This is a genomic window from Pseudomonas sp. FP1740 (assembly GCF_030687165.1).
Classification (GTDB): domain Bacteria; phylum Pseudomonadota; class Gammaproteobacteria; order Pseudomonadales; family Pseudomonadaceae; genus Aquipseudomonas.
In genome coordinates, this window is record NZ_CP117461.1 from 5,450,091 (window position 1) to 5,468,590 (window position 18,500).

23 protein-coding genes are annotated in these 18,500 nt (G+C 59.1%); 8 read left to right on the plus strand and 15 right to left on the minus strand.

All coding sequences use genetic code 11. The annotated features are described in order from the left end of the window. From iscU to trmJ, 5 genes are all read right to left on the minus strand, one after another. A complete protein-coding gene (gene iscU, locus PSH69_RS24395; RefSeq protein WP_003443374.1) occupies window positions 1-387 on the minus strand; it encodes a Fe-S cluster assembly scaffold IscU in 387 nt (128 codons plus the stop codon). Window positions 388-472: 85 nt separating this feature from the next. Beyond that, a complete protein-coding gene (locus PSH69_RS24400) occupies window positions 473-1,687 on the minus strand; it encodes an IscS subfamily cysteine desulfurase (RefSeq protein WP_007941393.1) in 1,215 nt (404 codons plus the stop codon). Window positions 1,688-1,737: 50 nt separating this feature from the next. Further along, window positions 1,738-2,229 carry a Fe-S cluster assembly transcriptional regulator IscR gene (gene iscR / locus PSH69_RS24405; protein ID WP_007941394.1) on the minus strand — a complete coding sequence of 164 codons (492 nt, stop codon included), beginning with the start codon at window positions 2,227-2,229 and terminating at the stop codon, window positions 1,738-1,740. 184 nt (window positions 2,230-2,413) lie between these two features. After that, window positions 2,414-3,190, minus strand: coding sequence for a serine O-acetyltransferase (cysE, locus tag PSH69_RS24410; RefSeq protein WP_305410063.1), 777 nt, complete (start codon window positions 3,188-3,190; stop codon window positions 2,414-2,416). Between the two features lie 2 nt (window positions 3,191-3,192). Then, on the minus strand, window positions 3,193-3,963 hold the full coding sequence (gene trmJ / locus PSH69_RS24415; RefSeq protein ID WP_018927071.1) for a tRNA (cytosine(32)/uridine(32)-2'-O)-methyltransferase TrmJ: 771 nt from the start codon (window positions 3,961-3,963) through the stop codon (window positions 3,193-3,195). Between the two features lie 146 nt (window positions 3,964-4,109). Between trmJ and suhB the strand changes: the two genes are divergently transcribed. Continuing rightward, entirely contained in the window at window positions 4,110-4,928 is an 819-nt protein-coding gene (gene suhB / locus PSH69_RS24420; protein ID WP_007941397.1) for an inositol-phosphate phosphatase, read from the plus strand. Window positions 4,929-5,184: 256 nt separating this feature from the next. Here suhB and rplS read toward each other — a convergent pair whose 3' ends face one another. The 5 genes from rplS to ffh form a co-directional block, all read right to left on the minus strand. Beyond that, a complete protein-coding gene (gene rplS / locus PSH69_RS24425; protein ID WP_003175895.1) occupies window positions 5,185-5,535 on the minus strand; it encodes a 50S ribosomal protein L19 in 351 nt (116 codons plus the stop codon). Window positions 5,536-5,580: 45 nt separating this feature from the next. After that, complete coding sequence (gene trmD / locus PSH69_RS24430; protein ID WP_172901170.1) at window positions 5,581-6,354, minus strand: tRNA (guanosine(37)-N1)-methyltransferase TrmD; 774 nt, start codon at window positions 6,352-6,354, stop codon at window positions 5,581-5,583. Continuing rightward, on the minus strand, window positions 6,336-6,872 hold the full coding sequence (gene rimM, locus PSH69_RS24435) for a ribosome maturation factor RimM (protein WP_019581061.1): 537 nt from the start codon (window positions 6,870-6,872) through the stop codon (window positions 6,336-6,338). The genes trmD and rimM overlap by 19 nt, the downstream gene beginning before the upstream one ends. Before the next feature lie 5 nt (window positions 6,873-6,877). After that, window positions 6,878-7,129 carry a 30S ribosomal protein S16 gene (gene rpsP / locus PSH69_RS24440; protein WP_003198088.1) on the minus strand — a complete coding sequence of 84 codons (252 nt, stop codon included), beginning with the start codon at window positions 7,127-7,129 and terminating at the stop codon, window positions 6,878-6,880. A gap of 250 nt (window positions 7,130-7,379) precedes the next feature. Continuing rightward, window positions 7,380-8,756 carry a signal recognition particle protein gene (gene ffh, locus PSH69_RS24445; protein WP_007941401.1) on the minus strand — a complete coding sequence of 459 codons (1,377 nt, stop codon included), beginning with the start codon at window positions 8,754-8,756 and terminating at the stop codon, window positions 7,380-7,382. A 210-nt stretch (window positions 8,757-8,966) separates the two neighbouring features. Here ffh and PSH69_RS24450 point away from each other — a divergent pair, with 210 nt between their 5' ends. From PSH69_RS24450 to PSH69_RS24460, 3 genes are all read left to right on the plus strand, one after another. After that, window positions 8,967-9,779: an inner membrane protein YpjD gene (locus tag PSH69_RS24450; protein WP_305410064.1), complete on the plus strand. Its 813-nt coding sequence runs from the start codon at window positions 8,967-8,969 to the stop codon at window positions 9,777-9,779. 12 nt (window positions 9,780-9,791) lie between these two features. Further along, window positions 9,792-11,024, plus strand: coding sequence for a transporter associated domain-containing protein (locus tag PSH69_RS24455; RefSeq protein ID WP_305410065.1), 1,233 nt, complete (start codon window positions 9,792-9,794; stop codon window positions 11,022-11,024). Window positions 11,025-11,276: 252 nt separating this feature from the next. Beyond that, on the plus strand, window positions 11,277-12,593 hold the full coding sequence (locus PSH69_RS24460) for an MFS transporter (RefSeq protein ID WP_019581065.1): 1,317 nt from the start codon (window positions 11,277-11,279) through the stop codon (window positions 12,591-12,593). A 114-nt stretch (window positions 12,594-12,707) separates the two neighbouring features. Here PSH69_RS24460 and purT read toward each other — a convergent pair whose 3' ends face one another. From purT to PSH69_RS24485, 5 genes are all read right to left on the minus strand, one after another. Next, a complete protein-coding gene (purT, locus tag PSH69_RS24465) occupies window positions 12,708-13,889 on the minus strand; it encodes a formate-dependent phosphoribosylglycinamide formyltransferase (protein WP_018927078.1) in 1,182 nt (393 codons plus the stop codon). 90 nt (window positions 13,890-13,979) lie between these two features. After that, a complete protein-coding gene (locus PSH69_RS24470; protein ID WP_018927079.1) occupies window positions 13,980-14,447 on the minus strand; it encodes a VUT family protein in 468 nt (155 codons plus the stop codon). A 216-nt stretch (window positions 14,448-14,663) separates the two neighbouring features. Next, window positions 14,664-14,879 (minus strand): DUF1289 domain-containing protein, encoded by a 216-nt coding sequence (locus tag PSH69_RS24475; RefSeq protein WP_063341457.1) that lies wholly within the window; start codon window positions 14,877-14,879, stop codon window positions 14,664-14,666. Further along, complete coding sequence (locus tag PSH69_RS24480) at window positions 14,876-15,400, minus strand: gamma carbonic anhydrase family protein (protein ID WP_007936184.1); 525 nt, start codon at window positions 15,398-15,400, stop codon at window positions 14,876-14,878. Before PSH69_RS24480 ends, PSH69_RS24475 begins: the two co-directional genes overlap by 4 nt. A 69-nt stretch (window positions 15,401-15,469) precedes the next feature. Continuing rightward, window positions 15,470-16,069, minus strand: a complete 600-nt coding sequence (locus tag PSH69_RS24485; RefSeq protein ID WP_018927081.1) for a CoA pyrophosphatase — start codon at window positions 16,067-16,069, stop codon at window positions 15,470-15,472. A 146-nt stretch (window positions 16,070-16,215) separates the two neighbouring features. Between PSH69_RS24485 and PSH69_RS24490 the strand changes: the two genes are divergently transcribed. The 4 genes from PSH69_RS24490 (at window position 16,216) to PSH69_RS24505 (ending at window position 18,487) form a co-directional block, all read left to right on the plus strand. Next, window positions 16,216-16,767, plus strand: coding sequence for an NUDIX hydrolase (locus tag PSH69_RS24490; RefSeq protein WP_019647760.1), 552 nt, complete (start codon window positions 16,216-16,218; stop codon window positions 16,765-16,767). Window positions 16,768-16,833: 66 nt separating this feature from the next. Continuing rightward, a complete protein-coding gene (locus PSH69_RS24495; protein WP_305410066.1) occupies window positions 16,834-17,337 on the plus strand; it encodes a murein L,D-transpeptidase family protein in 504 nt (167 codons plus the stop codon). A 126-nt stretch (window positions 17,338-17,463) separates the two neighbouring features. After that, on the plus strand, window positions 17,464-17,670 hold the full coding sequence (locus PSH69_RS24500; protein WP_305410067.1) for a hypothetical protein: 207 nt from the start codon (window positions 17,464-17,466) through the stop codon (window positions 17,668-17,670). A gap of 85 nt (window positions 17,671-17,755) precedes the next feature. After that, window positions 17,756-18,487 carry a GntR family transcriptional regulator gene (locus PSH69_RS24505; RefSeq protein ID WP_305410068.1) on the plus strand — a complete coding sequence of 244 codons (732 nt, stop codon included), beginning with the start codon at window positions 17,756-17,758 and terminating at the stop codon, window positions 18,485-18,487. Window positions 18,488-18,500 lie beyond the last annotated feature (13 nt).

An 18,500-nucleotide genomic window follows, 5' to 3' on the forward strand; every position in this document is an offset into this window, starting at 1 on the left:
TCAGATCAAGCCTTTCTTCTGCTTGTAGTCGCGAACGGCCGCCTTGATGGCGTCTTCAGCGAGTACGGAGCAGTGAATTTTCACTGGCGGCAGGGCCAGTTCTTCGGCCAGTTGAGTGTTCTTGATGGTCTCTGCTTCATCCAGAGTCTTGCCTTTCATCCACTCGGTCGCCAGGGAGCTGGAGGCGATCGCGGAACCGCAACCGTAGGTCTTGAACTTGGCGTCTTCGATGATGCCTTGCTCGTTGACCTTGATCTGCAGACGCATCACGTCACCGCACGCCGGAGCGCCGACCATGCCGGTGCCGACATCAGGATCTTCTGCATCCATCTTGCCGACGTTGCGCGGGTTCTCGTAGTGGTCGATGACCTTTTCGCTGTAAGCCATGATTCTTAATCCTCACTCATCAGGAGTCGCTCTTGAAGCCCTGCCAATCGTGGATTCGCAGGGCCCGGTTGCGGCGACTTGAATATCAGTGTGCCGCCCACTCGATTTTCGAAATGTCGACGCCGTCTTTGTACATGTCCCACAGCGGCGACAGAGTGCGCAGCTTGGTGACGGCCTCGCAGACTTTCTGCGCGGCGTAGTCGATTTCTTCTTCGGTGGTGAAACGGCCGAAGGTGAAGCGAATCGAGCTGTGTGCCAGTTCGTCGTTGCGGCCCAGGGCGCGCAGCACGTACGAAGGCTCAAGCGATGCCGAGGTGCAGGCCGAACCCGACGAAACCGCCAGATCCTTGAGCGCCATGATCAGCGACTCGCCTTCAACGTAGTTGAAGCTCAGGTTCAGGTTGTGCGGTACGCGGGCGGTCATGCTGCCGTTGACGTACAACTCTTCCAGGCCTTCAACCTGCTTGAAGAAACGGTCGCTCAGCGCTTTGATGCGTGCATTCTCGGCAGCCATGTCTTCCTTGGCCACACGGAACGCTTCGCCCATGCCGACGATCTGGTGAGTCGCCAGGGTGCCGGAACGCATGCCACGCTCGTGACCACCACCGTGCATGGTCGCTTCGATGCGCACACGCGGCTTGCGGCTGACGTACAGCGCGCCGATGCCTTTAGGGCCATAGGTTTTGTGGGCAGAGAACGACATCAGATCAACTTTCAGTTTCGACAGGTCGATCTCGACCTTGCCGGTGGACTGAGCAGCGTCGACGTGGAACAGAATACCCCGGGAGCGGGTCAGCTCACCGATGGCAGCGATGTCGTTGATGGTGCCGATTTCGTTGTTCACGTGCATGACCGATACCAGAATGGTGTCGTCACGCAGGGCAGCTTCGACCATTTCCGGAGTGACCAGGCCATCTTCACGAGGATCGAGGTAGGTCACTTCGAAACCTTCACGCTCCAGTTGGCGCATGGTGTCGAGGACAGCCTTGTGCTCAATCTTGGTGGTGATCAGGTGTTTGCCTTTGGTGGAGTAGAAATGCGCCGCCCCCTTGATTGCCAGGTTGTCGGACTCGGTGGCACCGGAGGTCCAGACGATTTCACGCGGGTCGGCGTTAACCAGGTCAGCGACCTGACGACGAGCGTTCTCGACGGACTCTTCGGCTTTCCAGCCGAACACGTGGGAACGGGACGCCGGGTTACCGAAGTTTCCGTCGACCAGCAGGCATTCACTCATCTTTTGCGCGACACGCGGATCAACCGGGGTGGTCGCAGAGTAATCAAGGTAAATCGGCAATTTCATGGACTATCTCCTAAATCAGGCTGGCTGGCGTGCCGCTAGCTCTTTGGCTGTCATTCGACGGCGGACGCTTCAATCTTGTCCAGGCGTGGCGTCTTGCTGTTGCAACGACGCTGGTCCTGACGCTGGGCTACTTCTTGCACCTCACGGCGAGTTACAAGGTCAGCCAAGCTGATACCGCTCAGAAATTCGTGAATCTGCAGGCTAAGATCGCACCACAAATGGTGAGTCAGACAGGTGTCGCCGGAATGGCAATCGCCCTGACCCTGGCACTTGGTTGCATCGACCGATTCGTTGACCGCATCGATTACCTGGGCGACCTGGATGCCCTGCATGTCGCGGGACAATTGGTAGCCACCGCCCGGACCGCGAACACTGGACACCAGATTGCTACGGCGCAATTTGGCGAAAAGCTGCTCGAGGTAGGACAGGGAGATGCCTTGGCGCTCGGAGATATCGGCCAGGGACACCGGCCCGTGCTGCGCGTGTAACGCCAGGTCAAGCATGGCGGTCACGGCGTATCGGCCTTTTGTAGTCAGTCGCATGGACAATTACCACGGAGTTCGGAATGGGGCGAGTATGCAATTCCCGAGTATTTAAGTCAACTATAAGACCTAGCGCATTACTCAGGTTTACCCGCAAAAGAGCGCGCGCATCATAGCAGGGTCTGCGGCGCAATGGCACACCAACCAGCGCGGTGCAAATGCCTGAATGCGACCCTGCCATGAATCAGCTGGCCTTGCTTTCATCCTTGCCCTTCACACAGGCAAAGTCTTCTTCACGCAGTTCAGGCAGATCCTTGGCACAGTAATTACTGCCCAGATCCTTCAGCGCTCCGCACATACCCTCCAGACGCCCATCGACCGCCTGCAAGTGATCGAGCAACTGACCGATCGCCCGGGCCACCGGGTCCGGCATGTCTTCGCCGACACCGTAGGCATCGAAGCCGATCTTCTCGGCCATGGCCTTGCGCCTGGCATCCTGCTCATCGTCGGACTTGACGATAATCCGCCCCGGAATCCCCACCACCGTCGCACCCGGCGGAACTGCCTTGGTGACCACGGCATTGGAACCCACCTTGGCCCCGGCACCGACAGTGAATGGGCCGAGCACCTTGGCGCCGGCACCAACCACCACACCGTCCTCCAGGGTCGGGTGACGCTTACCCTTGTTCCAACTGGTGCCACCGAGGGTCACGCCCTGATAAAGGGTGACGTCGTTGCCGATCTCGGCAGTCTCACCAATAACGATGCCCATGCCATGGTCGATAAAGAAGCGACGACCGACCTTGGCCCCCGGATGAATCTCGATCCCGGTCAACCAGCGACCGAAGTTCGACACCAGCCGCGCCAGCCATTTCAGATCTGCACGCCACAGGAGCGACGACAGGCGATGGATCCAGATGGCATGCATGCCCGGATAGCAGGTCAGGACCTCAAAAGCATTACGCGCCGCAGGGTCACGATGAAAAACACTTTGGATATCTTCACGCAAACGCTCGAACATCATTAATCCTTCCGCTTTAGAAGCTCGCCACGGGCCGCCTTCTGGGTTTCCGTGAGGATGCCACGCAATATATTCATTTCCGCCCGGCTGACCGAGCTGCGTCCGTACAACCGGCGCAGGCGCGCCATCAAGTGCCGTGGCTTTTCCGGGTCGAGGAATTCGATGGCTACCAGGGTTTGCTCCAGGTGCTCATAGAATCGCTCCAGCTCATCCATGGTCGCCAGCTCACCACTCTTGGTGGACGCCACTTCTTCCTTCTCGACCTTGCTCGGCTGACCTTGGGCCGCCAGCCAGGACATGCGCACTTCATAGCTCAACACCTGCACCGCCGCCCCGAGGTTCAGCGAACTGAACTCGGGGTCTGATGGGATGTGCACGTGATAATGACATCGCTGCAATTCTTCGTTGGTCAGGCCGGAATCTTCACGACCGAACACCAATGCGATCTCGGCACCCTGCCCCGCTTCCTCGACCACCCTTGCACCGCACTCACGGGGATCGAGCAACGGCCAGGGAATGCGACGATCACGAGCACTGGTACCCAGCACCAGATTGCAGCCGACCAAGGCATCTTCCAAGGTGGCGACGACTTGCGCGTTTTCAAGGATGTCCCCGGCGCCGGACGCACGCGCATCGGCCTCGTGGTGCGGGAACAACCGCGGCTCGACCAGCACCAGTCGCGACAGGCCCATGTTCTTCATGGCACGCGCAGCACCGCCGATATTTCCGGGATGACTGGTATTGACCAGGACGACACGAATGTTTTGCAGCAAGGGAGGCGCTCTCGAACATTGAATGGGGGAGCCGAATCTTACAGCTCCTCCTACCGTTAAGCCATGAAAGCGAACGTCGACCTTCTCCTGTAGAAACTTTCTGATAGAATGCCCGGCTTTCTTTAACAACCTTAGGTGACACATCCATGCAGCCCATGCTGAATATCGCGCTGCGCGCCGCCCGCAGCGCCAGTGAATTGATCTTCCGCTCCATCGAGCGCCTGGATACCATCAAGGTCGACGAAAAAGACGCCAAGGATTATGTATCCGAGGTGGATCGCGCCGCCGAACAGAAAATCATCGACGCACTGCGCAAGGCCTACCCGAATCACTCGATCATGGGTGAAGAAACCGGCCTGCATGCCGGCACCGGCATCGAAGGCGAAGAATACCTGTGGATCATCGACCCACTGGACGGCACCACCAACTTCCTGCGCGGCATTCCTCACTTCGCTGTCAGCATCGCCTGCAAATACCGCGGTCGCCTGGAACATGCTGTTGTTCTGGACCCGGTTCGCCAGGAAGAATTCACCGCCAGCCGTGGTCGCGGCGCTCAACTGAACGGTCGTCGCCTTCGCGTTAGCGGCCGTACCAGCTTGGACGGCGCCCTGCTGGGTACCGGCTTCCCGTTCCGTGACGACCAGATGGATAACCTCGACAACTACCTGGGCATGTTCCGCGCCCTGGTTGGCCAGACCGCCGGCATCCGCCGCGCCGGCTCGGCAAGCCTCGACCTGGCCTACGTGGCCGCCGGCCGTTTCGACGCCTTCTGGGAGTCGGGCCTGTCCGAGTGGGACATGGCTGCCGGCGCCCTGTTGATCCAGGAAGCCGGTGGCTTGGTGAGCGACTTCACCGGCGGCCACGACTTCCTGGAGAAAGGTCACGTCGTTGCCGGCAACACCAAGTGCTTCAAGGCAGTACTGACAGCGATCCAGCCACACCTGCCAGCTTCGCTGAAGCGCTAAGCGCCCAAGCCCAAAAAGCCGCAGCACTTAAAGCAAACGCCCCGACTGGTTCGGGGCGTTTGCTTTTGTGCAGACAAAATCCCCAAGTTAAGCCGTAACGCGATCCGCAGCAGCCAGCGAAGCCTGCCACTACAGGAAGCGCGCCGCAGTTTTTTATATGCAGCCATAACGAAAAATGCCCCGCATCTTTCGATACGGGGCATTTTCTTGAAAAGCCAACCTGAGCAGGCCAGCTTTTCGGCATCGGAAGCTGGACTTAAGCCAGTTTTTCCTTGATGCGAGCTGCTTTACCGGACAGGTCACGCAGATAGTACAGCTTGGCTTTACGTACGTCACCGCGACGCTTGACAGCCATGCTGTCGATTTGCGGGCTGTAGGTCTGGAAAGTACGCTCTACGCCAACACCGTTGGAGATTTTACGAACGGTGAAAGCACTGTTTACGCCGCGGTTACGCTTGGCGATAACTACGCCTTCGAACGCTTGCAGACGCGAACGATCGCCTTCCTTCACTTTCACCTGAACGACAATGGTGTCGCCCGGGGCAAAGGTAGGGATCTCTTTAGTCATCTGCTCTGCTTCGAGTGCAAGGATGATTTTGTTAGTCATGCTGTGCTCCTAAGGTAAATCGTCGGATCTACCATCGATACGTTGTTAACTATCGTCCCGCTCGCGGATGTATTCCTCGAGCAGCTTCTTCTCTTCTCCAGAAAGCGAGCGGCTTTCCAGAAGATCGGCGCGCCGTTCATAGGTCCGACCAAGGGACTGCTGTAAACGCCAACGCCGGATGTGCGCGTGATTGCCACTTAGCAATACGTCGGGAACACGCTGATCCGCATACACCTCCGGTCGGGTGTAGTGCGGGCAATCCAGCAAACCATCCGTAAAGGAATCTTCCTCAGCGGAGTCCGCATGCCCTAAAGCTCCAGGCAGCAGTCGTGTAACCGCATCGATCAGGACCATCGCCGGCAGCTCACCACCAGACAGTACATAGTCGCCAATCGACCACTCTTCATCGACATGAGCATCAATAAAACGCTCGTCAATGCCTTCATAGCGGCCAGCAATCAGGATCAATGCATCCAGATTCGCCAACTCGCGAACCGCCGACTGTGTCAGTTGACGGCCTTGGGGGGACAGGTAAATTACCTTCGCCGCCTCCCCGGCTGCTGCCTTGGCCTGAACCAGAGCATCTTCCAGGGGCTTGATCTTCATCACCATGCCAGGACCACCGCCAAATGGGCGATCATCCACAGTGTGATGTCGATCCGTCGTGTAGTCTCGCGGATTCCAACAGGTAAGCTGCAACAGCCCCTGTTTCACCGCCCGACTGGTGATGCCGTACTCGCTGATGGCGGAGAACATCTCGGGAAACAAACTGATCACTTCTACGCGCAGGTTAGCCACGTTTAGAAGTCCGCATCCCATTCCACCTTCATCTCGCCCGCTGCCAGATCGACGGCCAACACGCATTGCTCGGTATACGGCAACAGGCGTTCGCGATCATCCAGGCTGCCAGCGCAAGGCTTGACCACCATTACATCATTGGCGCCGGTTTCCAGAAGATGATCGATTTTCCCGAACAGTTGCCCGTGAGTATCGATGACCTTCAGACCTTCCAGCTGGTACCAGTAGTACTCGCCATCGGTCAATTCAGGGAACAGGTTGCGCGGCACGCAGATCTCATAACCAGCCAGAAGACGAGCTTCTTCACGATCATCAAGACCCTTGAGCTTTGCGACCAGGAACTTGTCGTTCCCGCGTCCGCTGACCAGCTCGACCTGTTTTACGTTGCCTTCGCGCCTGAGCGTCCAGGTTTTGTAGTCCAACAGGTTTTTAATCGGATCAGTAAAGGAATACACCTTCACTTCGCCGCGAACGCCGTGAACAGAATAAATCTTGCCGATAACGATCAAATCATCAGCAACAGCTGGCGTCGCGTTCATATTGCTCAGGCCGCAGCCTTAGCAGATTCCTTCAACAACTGAGCAACGCGCTCAGAAGGCTGTGCACCAACGCTCAGCCAGTAGGCTACGCGCTCTTGGTTCACGGACAGACGAACTTCTTGACCACGAGCAACAGGGTTGAAGAAACCAACCTGTTCCTTGTGCGAACCGTCACGCGGGTTGCGGCTGTCGGTTACGGTCAAGTGGTAAAACGGGCGCTTTTTGGAGCCGCCAAGGGCAAGACGGATTGTTAGCATGTGAACATCGTTCCTGTAGTCGGTGCTGCAAATCTAAATGCACAGCGGGCATAGGTGCCCGAAAGGCCGCATATTCTAAGGAATATCCGGACTTTTGCAAATGTCTTTTTCCGGCGCCTATCGGCGTGCCATCCAGATTTGCTATAGAGCCATCGTTGAAGATGGCCAGTCAGCTCCCGCCAAGTGCGGGTTTGCTGGAGATCCCACGTCCGTGTGGGTCGGCGCAGGAGCAAGCTCCTGCGCGAATTCTTTACATCTTGGGCATGCCGCCGCCGGGCAACATACCGCCCATGCCGCGCATCATTTTGGCCATTCCGCCTTTCGCGGAGAATTTCTTCATCATCTTCTGCATCTGCTTGTGCTGCTTGATCAAGCGACCGATGTCCTGCACCTGGGTGCCGGAACCCATGGCAATCCGGCGCTTGCGCGAACCACTGATCAGCTCAGGGTCGCGGCGCTCGGCCGGGGTCATGGAATTGATGATGGCTTCCATCTGCTTGAATTGCTTCTCTGCCGCGCCCTGGGCATTGCCCATCTGCGCCAGGTTCACACCGCCGATATTCGGCAGCTTGTCCATGAGGCCGCCGAGCCCCCCCATGTTCTTCATCTGTTGCAGCTGATCGCGGAAGTCTTCGAGGTCGAAGCCCTTGCCCTTCTTCAGCTTCTTGGCCAGTTTGTCGGCCTTGTCCTTGTCGAGGGTCGCTTCGGCCTGTTCGATCAGGCTGAGCACGTCGCCCATGCCGAGGATGCGCGATGCGATACGCTCAGGGTGGAACGGTTCGAGCGCTTCGCTCTTCTCGCCCATACCGATGAACTTGATCGGCTTGCCGGTAATAGCACGTACCGACAATGCGGCACCGCCACGGGCATCGCCGTCGACCTTGGTCAGGATCACACCGGTCAGCGGCAATGCATCGCCGAAGGCCTTGGCCGTGTTGGCGGCGTCCTGACCGGTCATGGCATCGACCACGAACAGGGTTTCGACCGGATTGATCGCAGCGTGCAGCGCCTTGATCTCACCCATCATCTCTTCGTCGATGTGCAAACGACCGGCGGTGTCGACGATGACCACGTCGATGAATTTCAGCTTGGCTTCTTTAATAGCCGCTTGCGCGATGTCGACCGGCTTCTGGCTCAGGTCGGACGGGAAGAACGTCACGCCGATGTCGTTGGCCAGGGTTTCCAGCTGCTTGATCGCCGCCGGACGGTAAACGTCCGCGGACACGACCATCACAGACTTCTTCTTGCGCTCCTTAAGGAAGCGCGCCAGTTTGCCGGCGGTGGTGGTTTTACCCGCACCCTGCAAACCGGCCATCAGAACCACGGCCGGTGGAACGGCGCTCAGGTTCAGGTCTTCGTTGGCCGCGCCCATCAGGCTTTCGAGTTCGGCCTGGACGATCTTCACGAAGGCCTGGCCCGGCGTCAGGCTGCGCGACACCTCGGTGCCGACAGCGCGTTCCTTCACCGAATTGACGAAGTCTTTGACCACCGGCAAGGCGACGTCGGCTTCGAGCAACGCCATGCGCACTTCGCGCAGGGTGTCTTTGATGTTGTCTTCGGTCAGCTTGGCCTTGCCGGTGACATGGCGCAGCGTCTGCGAGAGACGGTCGGTTAAGTTTTCAAACATTGCGCGATCCTTTCAGGCCCTGTGTAGACCGGGATAATGGCGGCCCAGACCGGAATCAACATGTGCTCGGCGAGCCTGCGGCGTGGGCAGGTCGCGGATTATAGCGAAGACTGCGTCTGGCGGACACCTCGCCGTCAGCTTGTATAGTCTTTCGTGCCGTATGGGTTCTATGCCAAACTCAACGCCTTTCGGGCCTGCCTAACAGGATTTATGCTCCCCTTGTCACCCAGCTTGCTTACCACTCTCGCCGCCGCCTGCTTATATGCCGCTGCGACCTTCTATCAAGGCACTCGCCTGGCCACCGGTGCCAAGGCGAACAAGCGCCTGCTGGTCACGCTCGGCGTACTGGCCGTGCTGGCCCACAGCGCCAGCCTGATCAGCTATCTGCTGACTCCGGTCGGCCTGGCCCTGGACTTTTTCAGCGCCGCCAGCCTGATTGCCGCAGCGGTCATCGCCCTGACCCTGCTGGCCTGCTCACGGATTCCGGTGGAAAACCTGCTTATATTGCTGTTCCCGCTGGGCGCCGCTACTGCGCTGCTGGCACAGTTCGCCCCCGCCGGCACGGTGCAGGTCATCGACGAAGAGCCAGGCATTCTCGCCCACATTCTCTTGTCGATCCTCGCTTACGGCATGTTCACCATCGCGGTGTTCCAGGCCTTGCTGCTGCTGGTTCAGGACCATCAGCTCAAGCACAAGCATCCGTCCGGGCTGATCAAGAACTTCCCGCCGCTGCAAACCATGGAAAGCCTGCTGTTCGGTTTCCTCTGGGCCGGCTGGAGCCTGCTGTCGTTGTCGCTGATTTCCGGCTGGCTGTTCGTCGAGAATCTGTTCGCCCAGCACCTGGTGCATAAAACCCTGCTGGCATGCCTGGCCTGGATCGTGTTCAGCGTGCTGCTCTGGGGGCGCAACCGTCTCGGCTGGCGCGGACACAAAGCCATCCGCTGGACCCTAGCCGGTTTCTGCCTGCTGATGCTGGCGTATTTCGGCAGCAAGCTGGTCCGTGAATACATTCTGCACATCTGACGGGCGGCATTAATGGACGACTTGCCCATAGGACCGATGCTCGCGGTGCTGGCCCTGCTGATTTTATGGTCGGGGCTGTTTACCGCCATCGAAGTTGCGCAACAGCAATTACTGGCCCAGCGCACGGCCTCGCGCTCCAGCGACAAACCCGTGGCCAAGCTGAGCTTCCCGCTCAACAGCCTGATCCTCTGCAACACCTTGTGCCGCGCGCTGGTGGTGGTCATCAGCACCTTGCTGGCGATTTTCACCTGGGCACAAAACGGCCCCTGGATTGCCTGCCTCGGTGCCGGCGCAGTGTTGCTGGTGTTCGCCGACTACCTGCCACGCGCCCTCGCCGCCCGCTATCCGGATGCCGTCCTGGCCTTGGGTAACACACTGCTCGGCATACCGTTGAAAATCGTCTATCCCGCCGCATGGCTACTCAATGGCATCAGCCAACTGCTGATGCGGCCATTCGCCCGCAAAATCAACGTGGTGCAGCAAAGCGAAGACGAGGCACCGGCAGATCGGCACGACGATCACGAACATGCGGCCTATCGCCCACTGTCAGGTATCCACGCACTGGATAACATCACGGTCAACGATATTCTGGTGCCACGCAGCGACGTCGACGGGATCAATCTGGACGACCCCCTCGAAGAAATCATCGAGCAACTGCGCCACAACAGGCGCACCCGCCTGCCGGTATTCCACAGCGACATCAACCAGGTTGAAGCGGTGCTCAACACCCGACAGATCCGTCATTTGCTGCCGGATTCAAGCCTGACCGTGGAAGCGCTGCTGGCGGCCAGTCACGAACCGTACTTCGTGCCGGAAAGCACACCGTTGCAGCTGCAATTGCTGAATTTCCACAAGCAGCAGCGGCGCTTGGGCATGGTGGTCGACGAGTACGGGGAAGTACTCGGTATCGTGACCCTGGAGGATATTCTCGAAGAAATCGTCGGAGAGTTCGAAAGCCAGCACAGCCTGGATAACCCGCACATTCACCCACAGGCCGATGGCCGACTGGTGATTGATGGCGCAGCGTCCATCCGCGAACTGAACAAGAGCCTCGGCTGGCATTTGCCCAGCGATGGTCCGAAAACCCTCAACGGCCTGGTGACCGAGGCGTTGGAGACAATTCCGGACAGTGCGGTGTGCCTGAAGATCGGACGATACCGGCTGGAGATTCTGGAGACTGAAGAAAATCGCGTCACGCGCGTGCTGATCTGGCATACCAGCTCAGCGCCTGCGCTTATCCGTTAATGGGTTAAAACAACCATCCCTCTTGTTCGATAGTTAGCCACCTTCCTATAATCGAGCCGGCTTACCCAAGCCTCCCACCGAACCACATGCTTACCCCGCATGCAGCAGGTTCCGGCCAGATCTTCGACACCATCCGTACCACTGCGGCGACTGTTCCTACCTTGAACAGCGACCGATCCTCAACCCACATCCCTGGGTATTCGACCATAATAATTCGCTCCACTGGGGCACATGACTGTCAGGGATAACGACATGACGACCAGCACAACGTTCAGCGACACCGCGCCTGCGCAACCGACAAACTCCGCCACCCGCGTGGCTACCGCGAGTTTCATCGGCACAGCCATCGAGTTCTATGACTTCTACGTCTATGCCACCGCCGCAGCATTGGTGATCGGACCGGTGTTCTTTCCGCAAACCTCCGGCACCGCGCAGATGCTGTCGGCATTCCTCACCTTCGGCATTGCTTTCCTTGCGCGGCCGCTGGGTTCGGCGCTGTTCGGCCATTTTGGTGACCGCATCGGGCGCAAATCAACACTGGTTGCGTCCTTGCTGCTGATGGGCGTGTGCACCACGCTGATCGGCGTGCTGCCGGGTTACGACAGCATTGGCGCCTGGGCGCCGATCCTGCTTTGCGTGCTGCGCTTCGGCCAAGGCCTGGGGCTAGGTGGCGAATGGGGCGGCGCCGCATTGCTGGCCACGGAGAATGCGCCCAAAGGCAAGCGCGCCTGGTTCGGCATGTTTCCACAACTCGGCCCATCGATCGGGTTTCTGGCGGCCAACGGCCTGTTCCTGACCCTGGCCATGAGCCTGAACGACGAGCAATTCCGTTCGTGGGGCTGGCGGATTCCGTTCCTGCTCAGTGCCGCACTGGTGATGGTGGGCCTGTACGTACGCCTCAAGCTCCACGAAACCCCAGTGTTCGCCAACGCCGTGGCTCGCCAGGAGCGGGTGAAGATTCCGTTGGTCGAGCTGTTCAGCCAATACTGGGCACCGATGCTGCTGGGCGCCGGGTCGATGGTGGTGTGCTATGCACTGTTCTACATCTCGACGGTGTTTTCCCTGAGTTACGGTGTGTCGACGCTTGGCTACACCCGGGAAACCTTTCTCGCCCTGCTATGTTTCGCGGTGCTGTTCATGGCGGCCGCAACACCGCTGTCGGCCTGGGCCAGCGACCGTTTCGGGCGTAAACCGGTGCTGATCATTGGCGGCGTGCTGGCGATTCTGTCCGGATTCTTGATGGAACCGCTGCTAACCCATGGCTCGACCTGGGGCGTGGCGTTGTTCCTGTGCATAGAACTGTTTCTGATGGGCGTGACGTTTGCGCCGATGGGCGCGCTACTGCCGGAGCTGTTTCCGACCCACGTGCGCTATACCGGCGCATCGGCGGCTTACAACCTGGGCGGTATTGTCGGCGCCTCGGCGGCACCGTTCTTTGCGCAGAAACTGGTGGCGATGGGTGGTTTGAGTTATGTCGGCGGGTATGTGTCGGGGGCGGCGGTGCTGAGCCTGATAGCGGTGCTATGCCTGAAGGAGACACGCAATAACGATTTGAATCGGGTTGCCTGACAGGCCGCCATCGCGAGCAGGCTCGCTCCCACATTGGTTTTCAGGTGTACACAAAATTTGTGACCAGCCTAAATCCTGTGGGAGCGGGCCTGCTCGCGAATTCCGCGCCTCGGTTTACAGCTCGACTACAACAGCCTGAGCAGCACGGGTCGCTTTTGCACGAGCAGCTTCGATAGACTCGTCGCGAGCCAACGCCACCCCCATCCGCCGCTGGCCATTGACTTCAGGCTTGCCGAACAGACGCAACGCAGTATCCGGCTCGCTCAACGCTGCACCCAGGTTGGCGAAAGCGGTCTGAGTCGACTGCCCTTCCACCAGAATCACCGCCGACGCCGATGGGCCGAACTGACGGATCAGTGGAATCGGCAGGCCCAGGATCGCCCGTGCGTGCAGTGCGAACTGCGACAGGTCCTGGGAAATCAGGGTCACCAGACCGGTGTCATGCGGGCGCGGCGAGACTTCGCTGAACCACACCTGATCGCCCTTGATGAACAACTCGACGCCAAACAGGCCACGACCGCCCAAGGCTTCGGTGACCGCTTTGGCAACGCGCTCGGATTCGGCCAAAGCAACCGGGCTCATGGCTTGTGGCTGCCAGGATTCCTGGTAGTCGCCCTTCTCCTGACGGTGACCGACAGGCGCACAGAACGTAGTGCCGCCGACGTGACGCACGGTCAGCAGAGTGATTTCGTAGTCGAAGTCGATGAAACCTTCAATAATCACGCGGCCTTTACCAGCGCGGCCGCCTTCTTGAGCGTAATCCCAGGCTTTCTGCACGTCATCGACGCTGCGCAGCAGGCTCTGGCCCTTGCCCGAGGAACTCATGACCGGTTTGACCACGCACGGGAACCCCAGGTCTTCGACTGCCTTGCGGTAATCCTCGAAGGTGTCGGCGAAGTGGTACGGCGATGTCGGCAGGTCCAGCTCTTCAGCGGCCAGGCGACGGATGCCTTCGCGGTTCATGGTCAACTGTGCGGCGCGGGCAGTCGGGATCACGGTGAAACCTTCGGACTCCAGCTCCACCAGGGTCGCGGTGGCGATGGCTTCGATTTCCGGCACGATGAAATGCGGTTTCTCGGCTTCGATCACCGCACGCAGGGCGGCGCCGTCGAGCATATTGATCACATGGCTGCGATGGGCGACTTGCATGGCCGGCGCATTGGCGTAGCGATCCACGGCAATCACTTCAACGCCCAGGCGTTGCAGCTCGATCACCACTTCCTTGCCCAACTCACCACAGCCACACATCAATACGCGGGTCGCGGTTGGCGACAATGGAGTTCCGATACGGGTCATCTCAGGTCCTCAAAGGAGCGGATCATCGAGGGAAGCGCGCTTCCCATGGGGAGAAAGCGCGGCATTTTACATGAACCTGAGGTTTTGGCTTCAGCTGACGACGGCCTGTTTGCGCAGGCGCCAGGCCATGGCCAACCAGACCACGGTGACGCCCGCGAACTTCGAACCCAGCGCAGTGAAGATCACGCCCGGCGTGAGCGCATCGATCATGCCGAAGAAGATGAAAGTGTCCAGCGGGATGCTCAGGGCCGAACTTATCCACAGGCGATCGTGCAACGGGCGCTTGGTGAGGCTGAACACCAGCCAGTCGATGCACTCGGACACGGCGAACGCCGTGGCACTGGCGAGAGCAATTGAGGGATCGGAGGTGACGTAAGACAGCCCCAGCGCCACTAGCATCGCCGCGATCGCGCCATGGCCGAAGCGGGTTTGCACCATGTCGCGCAGCACGAACACCAGGCCACCCCAGGCCGACCAGATGATGTCCAGGTGCGGGGCGGTGGAAAAGGCGTAATTGATCAGCACGACGCTGCTGATGTAGGCGATCAGGAAAAGCATGGGACGGGGGACACCTGTCAATTTTGTGCACAGGGTACTTCATCTTCAGCGTACAGATAACCTGTGGCGAGGGGGCTCGCCCCCGTTCGGCTGCGCAGCAGTCGTGAAATCAGCAAACGCCGTACGCCTGAAAGAATGAAGTCGCAGGTTTAGCGCCGCTTCGCAACGCAACGGGGGCAAGCCCCCTCGCCACAAAAGCCGCGCTACCACAAAAAATCAGGAATCGGATTTGGAAGGCAACATCCAGATCAGCCCACTCGACTTCGCCCGCTCATGACACAACCCCAGCACCTTGCGCCGCTCCTCGTTGTCCATCCGGCTCCAGCGGGTGATTTCTTCCACCGTGCGCTGACACCCGGTGCAAATGTCATCCTCATCCAGCGCACAAATGTTCACACACGGCGACGGGACCGGCCTTTCAGTGGTGCTCATTGTTCCTGCTCGACCAGATCGCGGGCATAACGCTGCGAGTTGTGCACATAGTGCGCGGCGCTGGCTTCGAGCATCTTCTTCTGCGGCTCGGTCAGTTCGCGTACCACCTTGCCCGGCGAGCCCATGACCAGCGAGCCATCCGGAATTTCCTTGCCTTCACCGATCAACGAGTTGGCGCCGATGATGCAGTTCTTGCCGATTTTTGCGCCATTGAGGATCACCGCATTGATGCCGATCAGGCTGTAATCGCCCACCGTGCAGCCATGAAGCATGGCGTTGTGGCCGATGGTCACGCCGGTACCGATGGTCAGCGGATAGCCCATGTCGGTGTGCATCACGGTGCCGTCCTGCACGTTGCTGTTCTTGCCGATCAGGATCAATTCGTTGTCGCCACGCAACACGGCGTTGAACCAGACGTTGGCGCCCTCTTCCAGTTTGACCTTGCCCACCAGCACGGCATTGGGTGCGACCCAGCTCTGCGGATGGGTCTCGACGCGGGCGTCGCCCAGGCGGTATTTCATCTTGTTGTCCTCACGACCAGGCCTGGCTCGCTAGCGAATAGCAGGATTCACGCCATACGAGCGATGGCTTCAGGTGTTGATAAAACTCTTGGGCGGTTGATGCAGGCTGATTTTCGCGTCATAGAGCAGGTTGATCAACTCGACGATCATGATCGCCGTCAGCCCCCAGATCTTGTACTCGCCATAACGATAGCTCGGCACGTACCAACTGTGGCCCTGATAGTCGATGCGGTGGGTGTGCTCGCGCGGGTCCTTGCGGAAGAATTCCAGGGGCACGCTGAACACTGCGGCGATCTCGGCATCGTTGGCCAGGTATTCAACGAAATCCGGAATCACACCGACATAAGGTGTGACCTTGATGCCGTGCAGAGAGATCAGCGGGCTCAGCGGGCCGATCACTTCAACCAGCCCCGGCGGCAGGCCGATTTCTTCTTCGGCCTCGCGCAGAGCGGTAAAGATCAGATCAGGGTCTTCAGGGTCGCGTCGACCGCCGGGAAAAGCGACTTCACCGCCATGGGTCGAGAGCCCACTCGCGCGAAGGGTCAGGACCAGTTCCGGTTCGTCACTGCGCGTGATGGGCACCAATACCGCGGCTTCGGGGAAACGTCGGTCAGTTTCCAGCGTACGCGGCGTGTGATTGCTTACCCGGTGCAGTAGCTCGTCCAGCATGAGTCTTCTCGATCTGTGCCTTACCCTGCATCATGCACCAATCGCACCGGCCGCCCAACCCCCGAAAAGCCTCATGTCGCGAAACGACAACTTGCCGACCGACACCGCTGCACGCCAAGATAGGCGCAGCATTCAGGAACCCAAGCATGAAATTTTGCAGTCAATGCGGCAACCCGGTAACCCAGCGCATCCCCGAAGGCGATTCGCGCCTGCGTTTTGTCTGCGACAGCTGTCATACCATTCATTACCAGAACCCCAATATCGTCGCCGGTTGCGTGCCGACCTGGGGTTCGAAGATATTGCTGTGCCGTCGCGCCATCGAGCCACGGCTCGGTTATTGGACCCTGCCCGCCGGTTTCATGGAAAACGGTGAGACCATCGAACAGGCCGCCATTCGCGAGACCGCCGAAGAAGCTTGCGCCCGGGTACGCAACCTGAGCATCTATACGCTGATCGATGTGCCGCACATCAGTCAGGTGCATGTGTTCTTTCGCGCTGAGCTGGTGGATCTGGATTTTCGCGCAGGCCCCGAGAGCCTGGAAGTGCAGCTGTTCGAAGAGGCCGATATTCCTTGGGGCGAACTGGCTTTCCGCACGGTGGGCCGTACATTAGAATGCTTCTTCGCTGACCGGCGGACCGAGGTCTACCCCGTGCGGTCCGAATCGATCCCGCCACTCGCTCAGCCTGCCATCATCTAAGCACTTGTTAGTAAAAAACCATCTATAAATAAAATACTCGCGACACCTCTTAGGGATATCGTTTCAATGCGCTGGTTGCTTGCCCTGTTTTGCTTATCGTTCGTCGCACTCTCCCAGGCTTCCGTCGCGGCCGCCCCGGACGGCAAAGTCATCGAAAAAGTTCTGGTCCTCAAATCTGCCCATCAGTTGCAGTTGATCAACGACGGCAAGCCGTTCAAGACCTATCGCATTTCATTGGGCAAACGCCCCATTGGCCCAAAACTGATGGAAGGTGATAAACGCACCCCCGAAGGCCTTTACTGGCTGGACTGGCGCAAGACCAGCGACCGTTTCAACCTGGCGATGCACATCTCCTACCCCAACGTCAGCGACTCCGCCCGCGCCCGGCGCGAAGGCGTCGAGCCTGGCGGCATGATCATGATCCACGGCACCCCGGACACCGAAGACAACCCCGAAGACCTGTTCCACACCCTGGACTGGACCGACGGCTGCATCGCCATGCGCAACATGGACATGCGCGAAGTCTGGGGCCTGGTGCCTGACGGCACGATGATCGAAATCCGCCCGTAACCTCCCCCCTAATGATCGTTCCCGCGCTCCGCGCGGGAATGCAGCCCGGGACGCTCCGCGTCCCCTCCAGAGCCGAACGCGGAGCGTCCGTTGAGGCATTCCCACGCAGAGCGCGGGAACGATCAAATGACTACCGTCGGTCGCCATCGAAAAATAAATTCAAAACATCGCAGCCTTCGGCAGCGCCTGCCGGGTAGATACCAATTCTCCCTGCAGGAACTGCCGCAGGCTGCGATCTTTGCTTTCAAAATCCCCACCTCTAATACCACTTTGAATCCAGCCACCATAACACCATCAGACATGGCCTGTTTTACTGCGCCTACCGAAAAGTAGCGGCATTGACATGGTATTTAAGTGGTATTAGTTTCGCCGCATTACCGGGCGACAACACTCCAATATCCGCATCGGACAAACGCACATGAACGACCTCCAGGCCCTACGTCCTGACGACACCCAGCCCACGCCCCTGTACCTGCAACTGGCGCGCAATCTGGAAGCGGCAATCCACGCCGGCCAGTGGAAAGCCGAACAGGCAATGCCGTCGGAACGCAACCTCAGCGAAATGCTGGGTATCTCCCGCGTCACCGCACGCAAAGCACTGGAAGTGCTGTTCGAGCAAGGCCTGATCCGCCGCAACCAGGGTTCCGGCACGTTCATCACCCCGCGCCTGGAACAGCCTTTATCGCGCCTCTCGGGCTTCAGCGAAATGCTTCGCCTCAAGGGTTTCGTGCCCGGATCGCAATGGCTGGAACGGGAAATCACCCCGCCGACCCACGAAGAACTGATCCGTCTTGGCCTCTCGCCCAATGACAAGGTCGCGCGGCTCAAACGCTTGCGCAAAGCCGACGACACAGTGATGGCGATCGAAATGAGCACCCTGCCCGCGTCGATCATTCCCAAGCCGCAAGCGGTAGGCGATTCCCTCTACGAATACCTCGACGGCATTGGCAAACCGGTGGTCCGCGCCCTGCAACACATTCAGGCGATCAACGCCTCGGACGAATTCGCCGCGCTGGTGGGCATCGCCCCCGGCACCGCCATGCTGCTGATGACCCGGGTCGGCTATCTGGAAGACAACACGCCGATCGAAGTCACCGACACCTATTGCCGCAACGACTACTACGACTTTGTCGCAGAGCTTCGCCGCTAAACCAGAGAGCCGA

Excerpts from the sequence above, each read along its gene's own strand:
- iscR (WP_007941394.1), bottom strand. The coding sequence starts at position 2,229 with ATGCGACTGACTACAAAAGGCCGATACGCCGTGACCGCCATGCTTGAC.
- rpsP (WP_003198088.1), bottom strand. The coding sequence starts at position 7,129 with ATGCTAACAATCCGTCTTGCCCTTGGCGGCTCCAAAAAGCGCCCGTTT.
- iscU (WP_003443374.1), bottom strand. The coding sequence starts at position 387 with ATGGCTTACAGCGAAAAGGTCATCGACCACTACGAGAACCCGCGCAAC.
- PSH69_RS24505 (WP_305410068.1), top strand. The coding sequence starts at position 17,756 with ATGAACGACCTCCAGGCCCTACGTCCTGACGACACCCAGCCCACGCCC.
- rimM (WP_019581061.1), bottom strand. The coding sequence starts at position 6,872 with ATGAACGCGACGCCAGCTGTTGCTGATGATTTGATCGTTATCGGCAAG.
- PSH69_RS24460 (WP_019581065.1), top strand. The coding sequence starts at position 11,277 with ATGACGACCAGCACAACGTTCAGCGACACCGCGCCTGCGCAACCGACA.
- PSH69_RS24490 (WP_019647760.1), top strand. The coding sequence starts at position 16,216 with ATGAAATTTTGCAGTCAATGCGGCAACCCGGTAACCCAGCGCATCCCC.
- PSH69_RS24480 (WP_007936184.1), bottom strand. The coding sequence starts at position 15,400 with ATGAAATACCGCCTGGGCGACGCCCGCGTCGAGACCCATCCGCAGAGC.
- suhB (WP_007941397.1), top strand. The coding sequence starts at position 4,110 with ATGCAGCCCATGCTGAATATCGCGCTGCGCGCCGCCCGCAGCGCCAGT.
- PSH69_RS24455 (WP_305410065.1), top strand. The coding sequence starts at position 9,792 with ATGGACGACTTGCCCATAGGACCGATGCTCGCGGTGCTGGCCCTGCTG.
- trmD (WP_172901170.1), bottom strand. The coding sequence starts at position 6,354 with ATGGGATGCGGACTTCTAAACGTGGCTAACCTGCGCGTAGAAGTGATC.
- PSH69_RS24475 (WP_063341457.1), bottom strand. The coding sequence starts at position 14,879 with ATGAGCACCACTGAAAGGCCGGTCCCGTCGCCGTGTGTGAACATTTGT.
- PSH69_RS24485 (WP_018927081.1), bottom strand. The coding sequence starts at position 16,069 with ATGCTGGACGAGCTACTGCACCGGGTAAGCAATCACACGCCGCGTACG.
- ffh (WP_007941401.1), bottom strand. The coding sequence starts at position 8,756 with ATGTTTGAAAACTTAACCGACCGTCTCTCGCAGACGCTGCGCCATGTC.
- PSH69_RS24450 (WP_305410064.1), top strand. The coding sequence starts at position 8,967 with ATGCTCCCCTTGTCACCCAGCTTGCTTACCACTCTCGCCGCCGCCTGC.
- PSH69_RS24495 (WP_305410066.1), top strand. The coding sequence starts at position 16,834 with ATGCGCTGGTTGCTTGCCCTGTTTTGCTTATCGTTCGTCGCACTCTCC.
- PSH69_RS24470 (WP_018927079.1), bottom strand. The coding sequence starts at position 14,447 with ATGCTTTTCCTGATCGCCTACATCAGCAGCGTCGTGCTGATCAATTAC.
- cysE (WP_305410063.1), bottom strand. The coding sequence starts at position 3,190 with ATGTTCGAGCGTTTGCGTGAAGATATCCAAAGTGTTTTTCATCGTGAC.
- PSH69_RS24500 (WP_305410067.1), top strand. The coding sequence starts at position 17,464 with ATGACTACCGTCGGTCGCCATCGAAAAATAAATTCAAAACATCGCAGC.
- purT (WP_018927078.1), bottom strand. The coding sequence starts at position 13,889 with ATGACCCGTATCGGAACTCCATTGTCGCCAACCGCGACCCGCGTATTG.
- rplS (WP_003175895.1), bottom strand. The coding sequence starts at position 5,535 with ATGACTAACAAAATCATCCTTGCACTCGAAGCAGAGCAGATGACTAAA.
- PSH69_RS24400 (WP_007941393.1), bottom strand. The coding sequence starts at position 1,687 with ATGAAATTGCCGATTTACCTTGATTACTCTGCGACCACCCCGGTTGAT.